The sequence below is a fragment of the Bacillus sp. DHT2 genome, assembly GCF_026241455.1.
Lineage (GTDB): Bacteria > Bacillota > Bacilli > Bacillales > Bacillaceae_G > Bacillus_A > Bacillus_A pseudomycoides.
This window is the reverse complement of the sequence record NZ_JAPHWH010000002.1, coordinates 222492-237306: the sequence shown is the minus strand read 5'-3', so window position 1 is coordinate 237306 and position 14815 is coordinate 222492. Positions and strand designations below refer to the sequence as shown.

The window sequence follows — 14815 nt, the reverse complement described above, 5'->3', positions numbered from 1 at the left end:
ACAAAACGATTAAAACCTGCGATAATAGCAACAGTTGAATAATGATCCTTTAACACAGCCCCGTGAGGTTGAGAAGGTAACGGTTTGAAATACTTAGGGTGTACTTGTACCCTTTTTTCAAAAGTCCTCTCGCACACGCTGAGAGGACTTTTTTTATACCATTCCTCTCACGCAAGAAAAAAGCTTGGAGGTGTAGAGCATGCAAGAAAAAGCTGTCGTTTTAGATGACCAAATGATTCGCCGCGCTTTAACACGCATCAGTCATGAAATTGTGGAACGTAATAAAGGTGTCGATAATTGTGTTCTTGTCGGAATTAAAACACGTGGGATTTTTATTGCACAGCGTTTAGCGGAACGAATTGGTCAAATTGAAGGAAAAGAAATAGAAGTAGGCGAGTTAGACATTACACTATATCGTGATGATTTAACATTGCAATCAAAAAATAAAGAACCGCTTGTAAAAGGTTCAGATATTCCTGTGGACATTACGAAGAAAAAAGTTATTCTTGTGGATGATGTATTGTATACAGGAAGAACGGTTCGAGCAGCAATGGATGCTCTTATGGATTTAGGTAGACCATCACAAATCCAACTAGCTGTTCTTGTAGACAGAGGTCATCGTGAATTACCAATTCGCGCTGATTATGTAGGGAAGAACATTCCAACATCAAGTGAAGAACGTATTGAAGTTGATTTGCAAGAGACGGATCAGCAAGATCGAGTAAGTATATACGATAAGTAAAGCCCTTTTAAATGTAGTCCTGTGAGGCTGCCAAAGGGTCTTGACTTTCGTATGTCAAATTTGACATACGAAAGTATAGGACTCTTTGTGCATAGGGCGCAAAGAGTTTTTTTGTTGCAAAGTTTTAAACTGAAGGAGGATATAACAATGGAGCAAAAGCCAGTGTTAGACATTCATGAAGTACCGAAACCCGGAAAATGGTTATTTTTAAGTATACAACATTTGTTCGCGATGTTTGGATCAACAGTGCTTGTTCCGTTTTTAACAGGACTGAATCCATCAGTAGCTTTAATCTCCAGTGGATTAGGAACACTCGCGTTTATTCTTATAACAAAAGGTCAAGTACCAGCATATCTAGGCTCATCATTCGCGTTTATCGCACCGATTATTACGGCGAAGACAGCAGGAGGACCAGGAGCAGCAATGCTTGGTGGTTTACTAGCAGGACTTGTATACATCTTAATTTCACTTGGAATTAAGAAATCGGGATCAGCATGGATTATGAAGTTACTCCCACCAATTGTCGTTGGTCCAGTTGTAATGGTTATCGGATTAGCATTAGCACACACAGCAGTGAATATGGCAATGAATGATGCAGGTGGCAAGTATAGTGTTACACACTTCTCAGTAGCATTAGTAACGCTAGCAATTACAATCATTTGCTCTATATTCGGAAGAGGATTTTTCAGCATCATACCAGTTCTATTAGGGATTATCGGAGGATATATCTTCGCTTACTTCCAAGGATTGGTGGACTTAAAGCCAGTAACTGAGGCGCAATGGTTTGATGTACCAGACTTTGTCGTACCATTTGTAACTTACACGCCAGAGTTTTCATGGAAGATTGTACTCTTAATGGTGCCAGTAGCACTTGTAACAATTTCAGAACATATCGGGCATCAAATCGTACTTGGAAATGTTATTAAGCGGGATTTAATTGAAAAACCAGGTTTACATCGCTCGATTTTTGGAGATGGTGTAGCGACATTAATCGCATCAGTAATTGGTGGACCACCAAATACAACATACGGTGAAAACATAGGTGTGCTGGCAATTACGAGAGCTTACAGTGTATACTTATTCATCGGATCAGCAGTCTTCGCGATTATGTTCGGATTTATTGGTAAGATTTCCGCACTGATTCACTCGATTCCAACACCAGTTATGGGGGGCGTATCAATCTTACTCTTTGGAGTAATCGCATCAAGCGGTTTACGCATGATGGTAGATGATAAAACAGACTTAAGCGACAAACGAAACTTAATGATTGCATCAGTGATTTTGGTAATCGGTATTGGTGGCGCGGTACTTCGTGTCGGAGAATCATTCCAAGTAGAAGGAATGGCGCTTGCAGCAATCGTTGGCGTACTGTTAAATCTACTGTTACCTGAAATGAAACAGAAACAACAATCTAAGCAGATTGCTTCATAAAAACAACCTTTTAATTCAGTCCTGTGAGACCGAAAAGGGTGGCTTTTTTCTCGCACCCTAGTCTCATACGATTAGGGTATTTTTATGCAATCGTTGTTATATAAATACAAAAATGTTATCATAAAAATCAGAAAGATGAGGGATGACAATGAGCCATTTGTTAACGATGAGTGAATTATCGAAAGAAGAGATTTCAGAAATCCTAAAAGACGCAGAAGATTTCGCAAATGGAAGAAGTAAAAAAACAACAGAGCAAACGTTTGTAGCGAACTTATTTTTCGAAAATAGTACGAGAACAAAGTTTAGCTTCGAAGTTGCCGAGAAGAGATTAGGACTAGACGTATTAAACTTCTCAGCAGATTCTTCTAGCGTACAAAAAGGAGAAACATTATACGATACGATAAGAACACTAGAATCAATCGGAACAAAAGCAGTAGTCATCCGCCATCAGCAAGATCGCTACTTCGATGAGCTAAAAGATAAAGTAAATATTCCAATCCTAAATGCTGGAGATGGATGTGGAAATCATCCAACACAATGCTTGCTAGACCTTTTAACAATTAAACAAGAGTTTGGAAGCTTCGAAGGATTAAAGATTGCAATTGTTGGAGATATCCGCCATAGCCGAGTAGCCCGCTCTAATGCTGAAGCATTAACGAAACTAGGAGCAACAATTTACTTTGCTAGCCCAGAAGAGTGGAAAGATGAAACTAACACATTCGGAACATACAGAAGTTTAGATGAACTTGTTCCAGAAGTTGATGTGATGATGTTACTTCGTGTCCAACATGAGCGTCATGACCATTATGAAACAGACATCATGAAAGAGTATCATGAACAGCACGGATTAACAATTGAACGAGAAAAGCGTATGAAACAAGGAAGTATTATTATGCATCCAGCTCCTATAAACCGCGATGTAGAAATTGCGAGCGAACTCGTTGAGTGTGAGCGTTCCCGCATTTTCAAACAGATGGAAAACGGAGTTTACGTAAGAATGGCTGTACTAAAACGCGCATTACCAAATGTATTAGGAGGAATGAAACATGAATTATTTGTTTAAAAATGGACGTTATCTAAATGAAGAAGGAAAAATTGTAGCAACAGATCTTCTTGTACAAGACGGTAAAATTGCGAAAGTAGCAGAAAATATTACGGCAGATAATGTTGAAGTAATCGATGTAAATGGAAAATTAATCGCACCTGGACTAGTAGATGTACACGTTCATCTTCGCGAACCAGGTGGTGAACATAAAGAAACAATTGAAACAGGTACGCTTGCAGCGGCAAAAGGTGGATTTACAACAATTTGCGCAATGCCAAATACACGCCCAGTACCAGACAGCAAAGAACATATGGAAGACTTACAAAAACGAATTAAAGAAAAAGCACATGTAAATGTACTGCCATATGGCGCAATTACAGTACGTCAAGCAGGTTCTGAAATGACAGACTTTGAAACATTAAAAGAACTTGGAGCATTCGCGTTTACTGATGATGGAGTAGGCGTACAAGATGCAAGCATGATGCTAGCTGCTATGAAACGTGCAGCAAAATTAAATATGGCAGTCGTTGCACACTGTGAAGAAAATACACTAATTAATAAAGGTTGTGTACATGAAGGGAAGTTTTCTAAGGAACACGGATTAAACGGTATCCCATCAGTATGTGAATCTGTACATATTGCCCGGGACATATTACTTGCGGAAGCGGCAGATTGCCACTATCACGTATGTCACGTAAGTACAAAAGGATCTGTACGAGTGATTCGTGATGCAAAACGTGCTGGAATTAAAGTGACAGCAGAAGTAACACCGCACCACTTAGTATTATGTGAAGATGATATCCCAGGTGTTGATCCAAACTTTAAAATGAATCCACCGCTTAGAGGAAAAGAAGATCACGAAGCCTTAATTGAAGGATTATTAGATGGAACAATCGATATAATCGCAACAGATCATGCACCGCATGCAGCAGAAGAAAAAGCACAAGGTATTGAAAGAGCACCATTTGGAATTACTGGTTTTGAAACAGCATTCCCATTACTATATACAAACCTTGTGAAAAAGGGGATTATCACATTAGAACAATTGATTCAATGCTTAACAGAAAAACCAGCTGATACATTTGGTTTAGAAGCAGGTCGCTTGCAGGAAGGAAGAGCGGCAGATATTACAATTATCGATTTAGAACAAGAAGAAGAAATTGATCCAACAACATTCTTATCAAAAGGAAAAAATACGCCGTTTGCAGGCTGGAAGTGTCAAGGATGGCCGGTTATGACAATAGTTGGCGGTAAGATCGCATGGCAAAAGGAGAGTGCATTAGTATGAAAAGACAGCTTATCTTAGAAGACGGAACAGTATTAATTGGAAAAGGTTTCGGAGGAGAGATCGAAAAGTCAGGTGAGGTTGTATTTACAACAGGAATGACTGGATATCAAGAAACATTATCTGATCCATCATACTGCGGTCAAATTGTAACATTTACGTACCCATTAATCGGAAACTATGGCATTAACCGTGATGATTTCGAATCAATTCATCCATCTGTAAATGGTTTAATAGTAAACGAAATTTGTGATCACCCATCTAACTTCCGTAATGAAATTTCGTTAGATGATTACTTAAAAGAAAGAAATATTCCCGGACTCGCAGGAATTGATACAAGAAAATTAACGCGAAAAATTCGTCAATATGGAACACTGCGCGGGCGTCTTTGCAACATGGATGCGGATGTAGAGTACATCGTTAGCCAATTAAAAGCGACAGTCTTTACAGATCATGTGAAACGCGTATCAACAAAAGATCCATATCCAAGTCCAGGCCGTGGTCATCGTGTTGTACTTGTAGACTTCGGAATGAAGCACGGTATTTTGCGCGAGCTAAATAAACGTGATTGTGATGTAATCGTTGTACCTTACAATACAACAGCGGAAGAAATTTTACGCCTTAGTCCAGACGGAATTATGTTAAGTAATGGACCTGGTGATCCAAAAGATGTACCAGAAGCAATTGAAATGTTAAAAGAAATCATCGGAAAAGTACCTTTATTCGGGATTTGCCTTGGACATCAATTGTTTGCTCTAGCATCTGGTGCGAATACAAGTAAGTTAAAATTCGGTCACCGTGGTTTAAATCATCCAGTAAAACATCTTGCAACTGGAAAAGTAGCAATTACTTCTCAAAACCATGGTTACGCAGTAGAAGAAGCGTCAGTTGAAAATACAGATCTTGAAATTACGCATGTAGCTTTAAATGATGGAACTGTAGAAGGACTTCGTCATAAGAAGTTCCCAGCATTTACAGTGCAATATCATCCAGAAGCTTCAGCGGGACCAGAAGATGCAAATGATTTATTCGAAGATTTCTTAACAATGATTGAAAACTTCAAGAAAGAAGGGGAAGAGTTATGCCAAAACGCTTAGACATTAACACAATTTTAGTAATCGGATCAGGACCAATTGTAATTGGGCAAGCAGCGGAATTTGACTACTCTGGTACACAAGCTTGTCAATCTCTTAAAGAGGAAGGTTACAAAGTAATCCTTGTTAACTCTAACCCAGCAACAATTATGACAGATACTGCAACAGCAGATAAAGTATATATTGAACCATTAACATTAGAATTTGTAAGCCGTATTATTCGTAAAGAACGTCCAGATGCAATCTTACCAACATTAGGTGGTCAAACGGGCTTAAACATGGCTGTTGAACTTGCGAAATCAGGTGTGCTTGACGAGTGTGGAGTTGAAATTTTAGGAACAAAATTATCAGCAATTGAGCAAGCGGAAGATCGTGATCTATTCCGTACATTAATGCAAGAGTTAAATGAACCAACACCACCAAGTGAAATCATTCATACGCTTGATGAAGCATATGAATTTGTAAAAGAAATTGGGTATCCGGTAATCGTTCGCCCAGCATTTACACTTGGCGGAACAGGCGGCGGTATTTGCCACAATGAAAAAGAATTAATTGAAACCGTAACAAGTGGTTTAAAACATAGCCCGGTAACGCAATGTTTATTAGAAAAGAGTATTGCTGGTTGTAAAGAAATCGAATACGAAGTAATGCGTGATTCAAACGACAATGCCATCGTAGTATGTAACATGGAAAATATCGATCCAGTTGGGGTTCACACAGGTGATTCTATCGTTGTAGCGCCGAGCCAAACATTAAGTGACCGTGAGTATCAAATGTTACGTAACACTTCATTACGAATTATTCGTGCGTTAGGAATTGAAGGAGGATGTAACGTTCAGCTTGCACTTGATCCATATAGCTTCCAATATTATGTAATCGAAGTAAATCCACGTGTAAGTCGTTCATCTGCACTAGCATCTAAAGCAACAGGATATCCAATTGCGAAGTTAGCAGCGAAAATTGCAGTCGGCTTAACATTAGATGAAATTGTAAACCCAGTAACACAAAAAACATATGCATGTTTCGAACCAGCACTAGACTATGTTGTTTCTAAAATTCCACGTTGGCCATTTGATAAGTTTGAATCAGCAAACAGAACGCTTGGTACACAGATGAAGGCAACTGGTGAAGTTATGTCTATCGGACGTAACCTAGAAGAATCATTACTAAAAGCAGTTCGTTCTCTAGAGCTTGGTATTTATCACCTAGAACTAGATCATTTAAAAGAACTTGATAAAGAAACGATGAAAAAACGTATTATAAAAGCAGATGATGAGCGCCTGTTTGTTGTAGCAGAAGCGATCCGTCAAGGTGTAACGAAAGAAGAAATCAACGCATGGTGTGAAATGGACTTCTTCTTCTTACAAAAAGTCGAAAACATCGTAAACATGGAACGCGAAGTAAAAGCGAATGTAGGAAATATGGAAGTATTACAAGAAGCAAAAGAAATGGGCTTCAGTGATCATTACATCGCAGCTTCTTGGGGTAAAACAGAACGTGAAATTTATGATGTGCGTAAAGAAAATAGCATGACGCCAGTATTCAAAATGGTAGATACTTGTGCGGCAGAATTCGAATCTGCAACACCTTACTACTACAGCACATATGGAGATGAAAATGAATCGATCGTTACAGATCGTAAAAGCGTAGTTGTACTTGGATCTGGTCCAATCCGCATCGGTCAAGGTGTTGAGTTTGACTATGCAACTGTTCACTCTGTATGGGCAATTAAAGAAGCCGGATATGAAGCAATTATTATTAACAATAACCCAGAAACAGTTTCAACAGACTTCAGTATTTCTGACAAATTATACTTTGAACCATTAACAATCGAAGATGTAATGCACATCATTGATTTAGAGAAGCCAGAAGGTGTTATCGTTCAGTTCGGTGGACAAACGGCAATTAACTTAGCTGCTAAATTAGAAGAACACGGTGTGAAAATTTTAGGAACATCACTTGAAGATTTAGACCGTGCAGAAGATCGTGATAAATTTGAAGCAGCTTTAACGCAGCTTGGTATCCCGCAACCAGTTGGTAAAACAGCAACGACTGTAGAACAAGCGGTAGCAATCGCTGAAGAAATTGGTTACCCAGTATTAGTAAGACCATCTTACGTACTTGGTGGGCGTGCGATGGAAATCGTATATCGTCAAGAAGAACTACTGCATTACATGAAAAATGCGGTTAAAGTTCATGCGGATCATCCAGTATTAATTGACCGCTATATGGTTGGTAAAGAAATTGAAGTAGATGCAATTTCAGACGGTGAAAATGTATTCATTCCAGGTATTATGGAACATATTGAACGCGCTGGAGTTCACTCTGGTGACTCAATTGGAGTATACCCACCGCAAAGCTTATCTGCAAAACTGAAAGAACAAATTATCGAAAATACAATTGCACTTGGAAGAGGATTAAACATTGTTGGATTACTGAATATCCAGTTTGTAGTATTCAAAGACGAAGTGTATGTAATTGAAGTAAACCCACGTGCGAGCCGTACAGTACCATTCTTAAGTAAAATTACAGGCGTACCGATGGCGAATATCGCAACGAAAGTTATTTTAGGTCAAAATCTTGTAGAACAAGGATATGAAACTGGCTATCGCTCAGAAGAGAATGAAGTGTATGTAAAAGCTCCAGTATTCTCATTTGCGAAACTACGTTCAGTTGATACAACATTAGGGCCTGAAATGAAATCAACAGGGGAAGTAATGGGGAAAGACTTAACGCTTGAAAAAGCACTATATAAAGGACTTGTTGCTTCTGGAATTAACATTCCAACGCACGGATCAGTAATCATTACTGTGGCGGATAAAGATAAAGAAGAAGCAATGGAAATTGCAAAACGCTTCCATGAAATTGGCTATAACTTATTAGCAACAGCAGGAACAGCACAATCGTTAACAGAGAAAAACATTCCGGTGCAAGTTGTAAACAAAATTGATTCTGAAGACTACAACTTACTTGATATTATCCGTCAAGGGAAAGCACAGTTTGTAATCAATACGTTAACAAAAGGAAAACAACCAGCGCGTGATGGTTTCCGCATTCGCCGTGAATCAGTAGAAAATGGTGTGGCTTGCTTAACTTCACTTGATACAACAAGAGCAATTTTAAGAGTACTAGAATCCATGACATTCTCAGCTCACGCAATGAAAGAAATCGCGCCAGCGCAGCGTCACGAGGTGGTACATGCATGATGCAAAAGCAAAATATGATCGTCGTTAACCAAACAGAAATCGCAAAAAATATTTATGAATTAGTGCTTCAAGGTGATCTTGTACAGCAAATGAACGAACCAGGGCAGTTTGTGCACATTAAGGTAGCAGAGGGCATTACGCCCCTTCTGCGCCGCCCAATTAGTATTTGTAATGTCGATCAAGACAAGAACGAATTTACAATGCTATATCGTGCGGAAGGACAAGGAACAAAAACACTAGCAAAGAGAAAACAAGGTGAAATTGTAGATGTATTAGGACCATTAGGCCATGGTTTTCCTGTAGAAGAAGCGGAAGCTGGGCAAACAGCTCTATTAGTAGGTGGAGGGATTGGTGTACCACCACTTTATGAGTTATCACAGCGTCTTGTTGCAAAGGGTGTACGTGTCATTCACATCTTAGGTTTCCAAACAAAAGATGTTGTTTTCTACGAAGAGAAATTTGCAGAGCTTGGCGATACGTATGTGGCAACAGTTGATGGTACACATGGTACAAAGGGATTTGTAACAGATGTGATTGATGCTTATGGAATCGACTTTGACATTTTATACTCATGTGGACCTTTGGCAATGCTACGTGCATTAGAAGGTCGTTATAAAGAGAAAAAAGCCTACATTTCACTAGAAGAACGTATGGGCTGTGGTATTGGAGCATGTTTCGCATGTGTATGTCACTTGCAAGAAGATCCAAGCGGACATTCTTACAAGAAGGTGTGTAGCGACGGGCCAGTATTTCCAATCGGGGAGGTTGTACTATGAACAGATTGCAAGTTGAATTACCAGGATTATCGTTGAAAAATCCAATCATCCCAGCTTCTGGTTGCTTCGGGTTTGGTCGTGAGTATGCGCAATTTTACGATTTAAGCGTACTTGGATCAATCATGATTAAAGCAACGACAGAACAACCTCGTTATGGAAATCCAACGCCTCGTGTTGCTGAAACACCAGGCGGAATGCTAAATGCAATCGGACTTCAAAACCCTGGGCTAGAAAAGGTAATGACTTCTGAATTACCATGGCTAGAGCAATTCGATCTTCCGATTATTGCGAACGTTGCAGGTTCACAAGCTGAGGATTATGTAGCAGTTGCAAAGGAAATTTCAAAAGCACCGAATGTTCATGCGCTAGAATTAAATATTTCTTGTCCAAACGTAAAAACGGGTGGTATAGCTTTTGGTACTGTCCCAGAAATTGCTGCTGATTTAACGAAGCGAGTAAAAGAGGTTTCTGAAGTGCCGGTATATGTGAAATTGTCACCGAACGTGGCAAACATTGTAGAGATTGCGAAGGCAATTGAAAATGCAGGTGCAGACGGATTAACGATGATTAATACATTGCTTGGTATGCGTCTAGATTTAAAAACAGCAAAACCGATTTTAGCAAACCGTACAGGCGGACTATCAGGACCTGCAATTAAGCCAGTGGCGATTCGTATGGTACATGAAGTGAGTCAAGCGGTTAACATTCCGATTATCGGAATGGGCGGTATTGAATCAGCAGAAGATGTAATTGAGTTCTTTTACGCTGGTGCAAGCGCAGTTGCAGTTGGTACAGCGAACTTTGTTGATCCGTTCGTATGTCCAACAATTATTGAAGAATTACCAGCGTTATTAGATGAATTAGGATTTGATCACATTTCGGAATGTCAGGGAAGGAGCTGGAAATAAACATGTCACAGTCTTTAATCGTTGCACTGGATTTTCCAGGTAAGGCAGAAGTAGAACAGTTTTTAAGCCACTTTGAAGGGGAACAGTTATTTGTCAAAGTTGGTATGGAGCTATTCTATAAAGAGGGACCTGCTATCATTACGTACTTAAAAGAAAAAGGGCATCAAATTTTTCTAGATTTAAAGCTCCATGATATTCCGAATACAGTAAAAAGCGCTATGCGCAGCCTAGCTAGTCTAGATGTCGATATGGTAAATGTTCATGCTGCTGGGGGAAGCAGCATGATGAAAGCTGCGGTTGAGGGATTAGTGGAAGGTAAGCAAGAAGGAAAAGAGAGACCGATTTGTATTGCAGTTACACAACTAACAAGCACTTCGGAAGCTATGATGAAAAAAGAGATTGGTATTGAGAAAGCGTTAGAAGAAGCGGTTGCTCATTATGCAAAATTAACGAAAGAAAGTGGACTTGATGGTGTTGTATGTTCGACACTAGAAGTACCAAAGTTACGTGAAGTATGCGGACCTGCATTTGTAACAGTAACACCGGGGATTCGTCTTGCAAGCGATGATGTTAATGATCAAGTACGCGTAGCAACGCCAAAGCGTGCACGTGAACTTGGTTCAAGTTACATTGTAGTGGGACGTAGTATTACAAAGGCAGAAAATCCGCTTGAAGCGTATAAAACCGTAAAACAACAGTGGGAAGGTGTAACAATATGAAAAAAGAAATCGCATCTCATCTATTAGAAATTGGCGCAGTATTTTTACAACCAAATGATCCATTTACATGGTCTTCTGGTATGAAATCACCAATTTATTGTGATAATCGTTTAACGTTATCATACCCAAAAGTACGCCAAGCGATTGCGGCAGGATTAGAGAAGTTAATCGAAGAACACTTCCCAACTGTAGAAGTTATTGCAGGAACAGCAACTGCTGGTATTGCGCACGCTGCATGGGTAAGTGATCGTATGGATTTACCAATGTGCTATGTACGTAGTAAAGCAAAAGGTCATGGTAAAGGGAACCAGATTGAAGGAAAAGCAGAAAAAGGTCAAAAAGTAGTAGTAGTAGAAGACTTAATTTCAACTGGCGGCAGTGCAATTACTTGTGTAGAAGCACTTCGCGAAGCTGGCTGTGAAGTATTAGGAATCGTATCAATCTTCACGTATGAGCTTGAAGCAGGAAAAGAAAAACTAGCAGCAGCAAACGTAGCATCATATTCTCTAAGCGACTACAGTGCATTAACTGAAGTGGCAGCAGAAAAAGGTATGATCGGACAAGCTGAAACAAAGAAATTACAAGAATGGCGTAAAAATCCAGCTGACGAGGCTTGGATTACAGCCTAAATATAAAAAACACGACCGCTGGGGAAACGCGGTCGTGTTTTTTATAGAAAATATGGTTAGATAAATATCCTCTTATCCTGGTAATTCTAACAATTATTCTAGATGAGGTCCCGACACATCGCTATCAAGCTAAGCATACTAAAAGGTAATATGGTAGTGCATTTTTATTGATTCTCTATGAATACACTAAAAATGGGCATTAAAAAAACTATTTAATGGTTTTTTTTTATTTTTATGTAGATTTTCGTATTTGTAACATCTTACAATACATAACACCCAAAATATCAAAAATCGTTTTCTTTTCGTAACGGTGCGATTTCCGTTCGTTTTTCTTCATTTTTTAACCAAGTTTTAAAATCCATCATCATCCCTCTTTCTTCAATTGTGTTCCGTAAAAAGTATCTATTATATATATTAAGTTTAACAAGTTAACGGAAGACATCTTCTGTTAACTAAAAAAAAATTGCTATATTTATTTAGTTCTTTAATAAAGTGAAACTTTAATCAGTGGGGGTTTCTCCATCCCCCACTGATTATTAGTTGAACCAATCGGGCTTTTATGGGCAGTTTATCTCCCACTTAACTTCTTTGCTTTCGTAGAATTTTGAGGTGGGAGTATTACTACCCGTTAACGCGGGATAAATGGAGAGATATTCATTTGTTAAAAAAATAAGAATTGAAGACTTTTCTATTTTTTTACAAATAGCACACAAAAAAGACATACTTCTAGGCTATTTTTATATACAGGAATTATTTTTTTGAAATGGTTACTACATATAAAGGAGACTTCAAAATGGATATGGATTCATATTATTGGGAAATGGTTAAGAAGAATATTGGTGTGTATTCTGAACAGGAACAAGAATGTCTTCGAAATAAGAAGGTTATTATTTTTGGATTAGGGGGTGTAGGTGGATATGAAGCAATTCTCTTCTCTCGGATGGGGATTGGGCATATTACAGGCGTTGATCCAGATGAATTTGAAATATCTAATATTAACAGACAAATGTTAGCACTTTCTAGTGTTATAGGTGAACCAAAAGCAAAAGTTGCAGAACAGGTTGTAAAAGATATACATCCCTATATATCAACAAACTTTATACAAACAAGAGTAGATGAAGATAATGTAATCGAACTTATAAAAGGGCACGATATTGTAGTAGAAGCCGTAGATGATATGCCTTCAAGAGTTATTATACATAGAACTGCTAGAGAATTAGGTATACCAAGTGTGGGGATGTCAGGTAGTCCTCCCACAAGAGGATTTGTTTCTACATTTTTTCCAACTGGAATTCCTTATGAGGAAGCATTGAATGTATCTATTGTAGGAGGCAAATTAACAAATCACGAATTAAGACAACAAATTGCGGATATAAAGAAAAGTCGAGCTTGGTATTCTGTAGAAAAAGGGGCACCAAAAGAGTGGGCACAAGATTTTTGTGATGGAAAAGCAGGATGGATTATCACGCCGATGCGTGCCCATCTATTGTCATTATTTAGCTTTCATGAAGCAATCCAAGTGTTAACTGGTCGTGAACCGTTAGCGAGAGCTCCAAAAGGGATTGTTATTGATGTAAATAGCCAGAACCCCGTCCAAGTAAAAAATGCACCAAAAGATGGTTGGGATTATACAACACTGTAAGGAGGAAAATAATTTGTTAACAAAAAATAAAAATACACAAAATATATATGAAGAAAGTTTCACGCGAAATATTGGCGTCATTTCTGTAGAGGAGCAAGAAAAATTAAAAAATGCTCGCGTTACTGTAGTTGGAGCAGGGGGAGTAGGAGGAATTACACTCATTCAATTGGCACGAATGGGTGTAGGTTCTTTACATGTTATTGATCAAGATGTATTTGAAGCAAGCAATATTAATCGACAAATGCTAAGTTCCATCAGTAAATTAGGACAGCAAAAAGCAGAGGTCGCTTTAGAAGTTTTGCAAGACATTAATCCATTATTACAAATAGAGATAACAAAAGAATTTGTTACCGAGGACAATGCATTAGAACTTCTAACGAATGCAGATGTCATTATAGATGCAACTGACAATTTAGTAGCGAGAGTAATTATCCATCGTACAGCTCAGAAACTAGGAATCCCTTCTATTTGGATTGCGGTTACACCCCCCTTTAGAGGTGGCGTGATGTCTTTAACTCCTAACTCTACGCCCTATGAAATTGCGTTAGGATATCCGTCTTATCAACAAGAGCTAACACCAGAAATGCAAAATAAAATTCATGAATTAAAAGATGGACGTGCTCTTCATTCCGTTACATATGGCGCGGATGAGAAATGGGCAAGCAGTTATGTACAAAAAGATCGTCCATGGGCTGTATTGTCTCCTGTTGCGAATATAGTAGGCATTCTAGCAAGCTTTGAAGCATTTAAATTTATGATAAATCGAGAAGAGTTAAGACCTGTAATAAGTCCAAATTTAATTCAAATTAACCTTGCAAACCAGAATATGGTACAAGTCTCTATACCGGAAAATGGTAGTTGGGACTATACCACACTATAGATGAGAGAAAAGATTATGCTTCCTTTTTTGTTACTTGGAATAATTGTAATACTCGCCCTGCTTATAAAGGATTATGCACTAGCTGGTGCGGCTTGCTTATTAGGAGTTTTACTTGCTGTTGGACAAAAAACTTTATTACATTTTATTCAACAATACTCTTTTCAAATTGGTATTTTCTTTCTTATGTTATTCTTTTTAATTCCAATTGCATCAGGGAAGATTACAAACGAAAACGTAGTAAAATTAATTGCTTCCCCTATGGGATTAGGGTCCATTCTTGCAGGTTTCACTGTGTCATACATAGGAGGGAAAGGTGTAGGAATTCTATCTATGAATCCTACGATATTGTTAGGTGTCTTAATAGGGACTCTTGTTGCCGTATTATTTACAAAAGGTTTACCAGCCGGATTAATTATTGCGGCTGGAATAATAGCTATTATTTCTATGAAATGAAAGGG

Annotated in this window: 13 protein-coding genes; all 13 read left to right on the top strand. The window is 38.5% G+C overall.

The genetic code is table 11. From position 1 onward, the window contains the following. The first annotated feature begins 199 nt into the window (after positions 1 to 199). The 13 genes from pyrR (at position 200) to ORL93_RS06125 (ending at position 14810) form a co-directional block, all read left to right on the top strand. On the top strand, positions 200 to 742 hold the full coding sequence (gene pyrR, locus ORL93_RS06185) for a bifunctional pyrimidine operon transcriptional regulator/uracil phosphoribosyltransferase (RefSeq protein ID WP_001156487.1): 543 nt from the start codon (positions 200 to 202) through the stop codon (positions 740 to 742). Between the two features lie 147 nt (positions 743 to 889). Next, positions 890 to 2173, top strand: coding sequence for a uracil permease (gene uraA, locus ORL93_RS06180; RefSeq protein WP_097794315.1), 1284 nt, complete (start codon positions 890 to 892; stop codon positions 2171 to 2173). Between the two features lie 148 nt (positions 2174 to 2321). Beyond that, positions 2322 to 3236 (top strand): aspartate carbamoyltransferase, encoded by a 915-nt coding sequence (gene pyrB / locus ORL93_RS06175; RefSeq protein ID WP_018764748.1) that lies wholly within the window; start codon positions 2322 to 2324, stop codon positions 3234 to 3236. Next, positions 3220 to 4506: a dihydroorotase gene (gene pyrC / locus ORL93_RS06170; protein ID WP_097794313.1), complete on the top strand. Its 1287-nt coding sequence runs from the start codon at positions 3220 to 3222 to the stop codon at positions 4504 to 4506. The genes pyrB and pyrC overlap by 17 nt, the downstream gene beginning before the upstream one ends. Further along, positions 4503 to 5600, top strand: a complete 1098-nt coding sequence (locus ORL93_RS06165; RefSeq protein WP_018764746.1) for a carbamoyl phosphate synthase small subunit — start codon at positions 4503 to 4505, stop codon at positions 5598 to 5600. Before pyrC ends, ORL93_RS06165 begins: the two co-directional genes overlap by 4 nt. Then, positions 5585 to 8803, top strand: a complete 3219-nt coding sequence (carB, locus tag ORL93_RS06160) for a carbamoyl-phosphate synthase large subunit (protein WP_098161190.1) — start codon at positions 5585 to 5587, stop codon at positions 8801 to 8803. Before ORL93_RS06165 ends, carB begins: the two co-directional genes overlap by 16 nt. Further along, on the top strand, positions 8800 to 9579 hold the full coding sequence (pyrK, locus tag ORL93_RS06155) for a dihydroorotate oxidase B electron transfer subunit (RefSeq protein WP_018764744.1): 780 nt from the start codon (positions 8800 to 8802) through the stop codon (positions 9577 to 9579). The genes carB and pyrK overlap by 4 nt, the downstream gene beginning before the upstream one ends. Beyond that, positions 9576 to 10487, top strand: coding sequence for a dihydroorotate oxidase B catalytic subunit (gene pyrD, locus ORL93_RS06150; RefSeq protein ID WP_018764743.1), 912 nt, complete (start codon positions 9576 to 9578; stop codon positions 10485 to 10487). Before pyrK ends, pyrD begins: the two co-directional genes overlap by 4 nt. A gap of 2 nt (positions 10488 to 10489) precedes the next feature. After that, the gene (gene pyrF, locus ORL93_RS06145; RefSeq protein ID WP_018764742.1) at positions 10490 to 11206 is read left to right on the top strand and encodes an orotidine-5'-phosphate decarboxylase; all 717 of its coding nucleotides are present in this window, start codon (positions 10490 to 10492) and stop codon (positions 11204 to 11206) included. Further along, a complete protein-coding gene (pyrE, locus tag ORL93_RS06140; RefSeq protein ID WP_016116008.1) occupies positions 11203 to 11835 on the top strand; it encodes an orotate phosphoribosyltransferase in 633 nt (210 codons plus the stop codon). Before pyrF ends, pyrE begins: the two co-directional genes overlap by 4 nt. A gap of 793 nt (positions 11836 to 12628) precedes the next feature. Continuing rightward, complete coding sequence (locus ORL93_RS06135; RefSeq protein ID WP_033798445.1) at positions 12629 to 13477, top strand: HesA/MoeB/ThiF family protein; 849 nt, start codon at positions 12629 to 12631, stop codon at positions 13475 to 13477. Between the two features lie 13 nt (positions 13478 to 13490). Next, on the top strand, positions 13491 to 14357 hold the full coding sequence (locus tag ORL93_RS06130) for a HesA/MoeB/ThiF family protein (protein ID WP_003199617.1): 867 nt from the start codon (positions 13491 to 13493) through the stop codon (positions 14355 to 14357). Positions 14358 to 14372: 15 nt separating this feature from the next. Continuing rightward, the gene (locus ORL93_RS06125) at positions 14373 to 14810 is read left to right on the top strand and encodes a DUF441 family protein (RefSeq protein WP_097794311.1); all 438 of its coding nucleotides are present in this window, start codon (positions 14373 to 14375) and stop codon (positions 14808 to 14810) included. The last annotated feature ends 5 nt before the right edge of the window (positions 14811 to 14815 follow it).

Bases quoted from the DNA above. Each gene is read 5' to 3' on its own strand.
- pyrR (WP_001156487.1), top strand. From the start codon at position 200: ATGCAAGAAAAAGCTGTCGTTTTAGATGACCAAATGATTCGCCGCGCT.
- uraA (WP_097794315.1), top strand. From the start codon at position 890: ATGGAGCAAAAGCCAGTGTTAGACATTCATGAAGTACCGAAACCCGGA.
- pyrB (WP_018764748.1), top strand. From the start codon at position 2,322: ATGAGCCATTTGTTAACGATGAGTGAATTATCGAAAGAAGAGATTTCA.
- pyrC (WP_097794313.1), top strand. From the start codon at position 3,220: ATGAATTATTTGTTTAAAAATGGACGTTATCTAAATGAAGAAGGAAAA.
- ORL93_RS06165 (WP_018764746.1), top strand. From the start codon at position 4,503: ATGAAAAGACAGCTTATCTTAGAAGACGGAACAGTATTAATTGGAAAA.
- carB (WP_098161190.1), top strand. From the start codon at position 5,585: ATGCCAAAACGCTTAGACATTAACACAATTTTAGTAATCGGATCAGGA.
- pyrK (WP_018764744.1), top strand. From the start codon at position 8,800: ATGATGCAAAAGCAAAATATGATCGTCGTTAACCAAACAGAAATCGCA.
- pyrD (WP_018764743.1), top strand. From the start codon at position 9,576: ATGAACAGATTGCAAGTTGAATTACCAGGATTATCGTTGAAAAATCCA.
- pyrF (WP_018764742.1), top strand. From the start codon at position 10,490: ATGTCACAGTCTTTAATCGTTGCACTGGATTTTCCAGGTAAGGCAGAA.
- pyrE (WP_016116008.1), top strand. From the start codon at position 11,203: ATGAAAAAAGAAATCGCATCTCATCTATTAGAAATTGGCGCAGTATTT.
- ORL93_RS06135 (WP_033798445.1), top strand. From the start codon at position 12,629: ATGGATATGGATTCATATTATTGGGAAATGGTTAAGAAGAATATTGGT.
- ORL93_RS06125 (WP_097794311.1), top strand. From the start codon at position 14,373: ATGCTTCCTTTTTTGTTACTTGGAATAATTGTAATACTCGCCCTGCTT.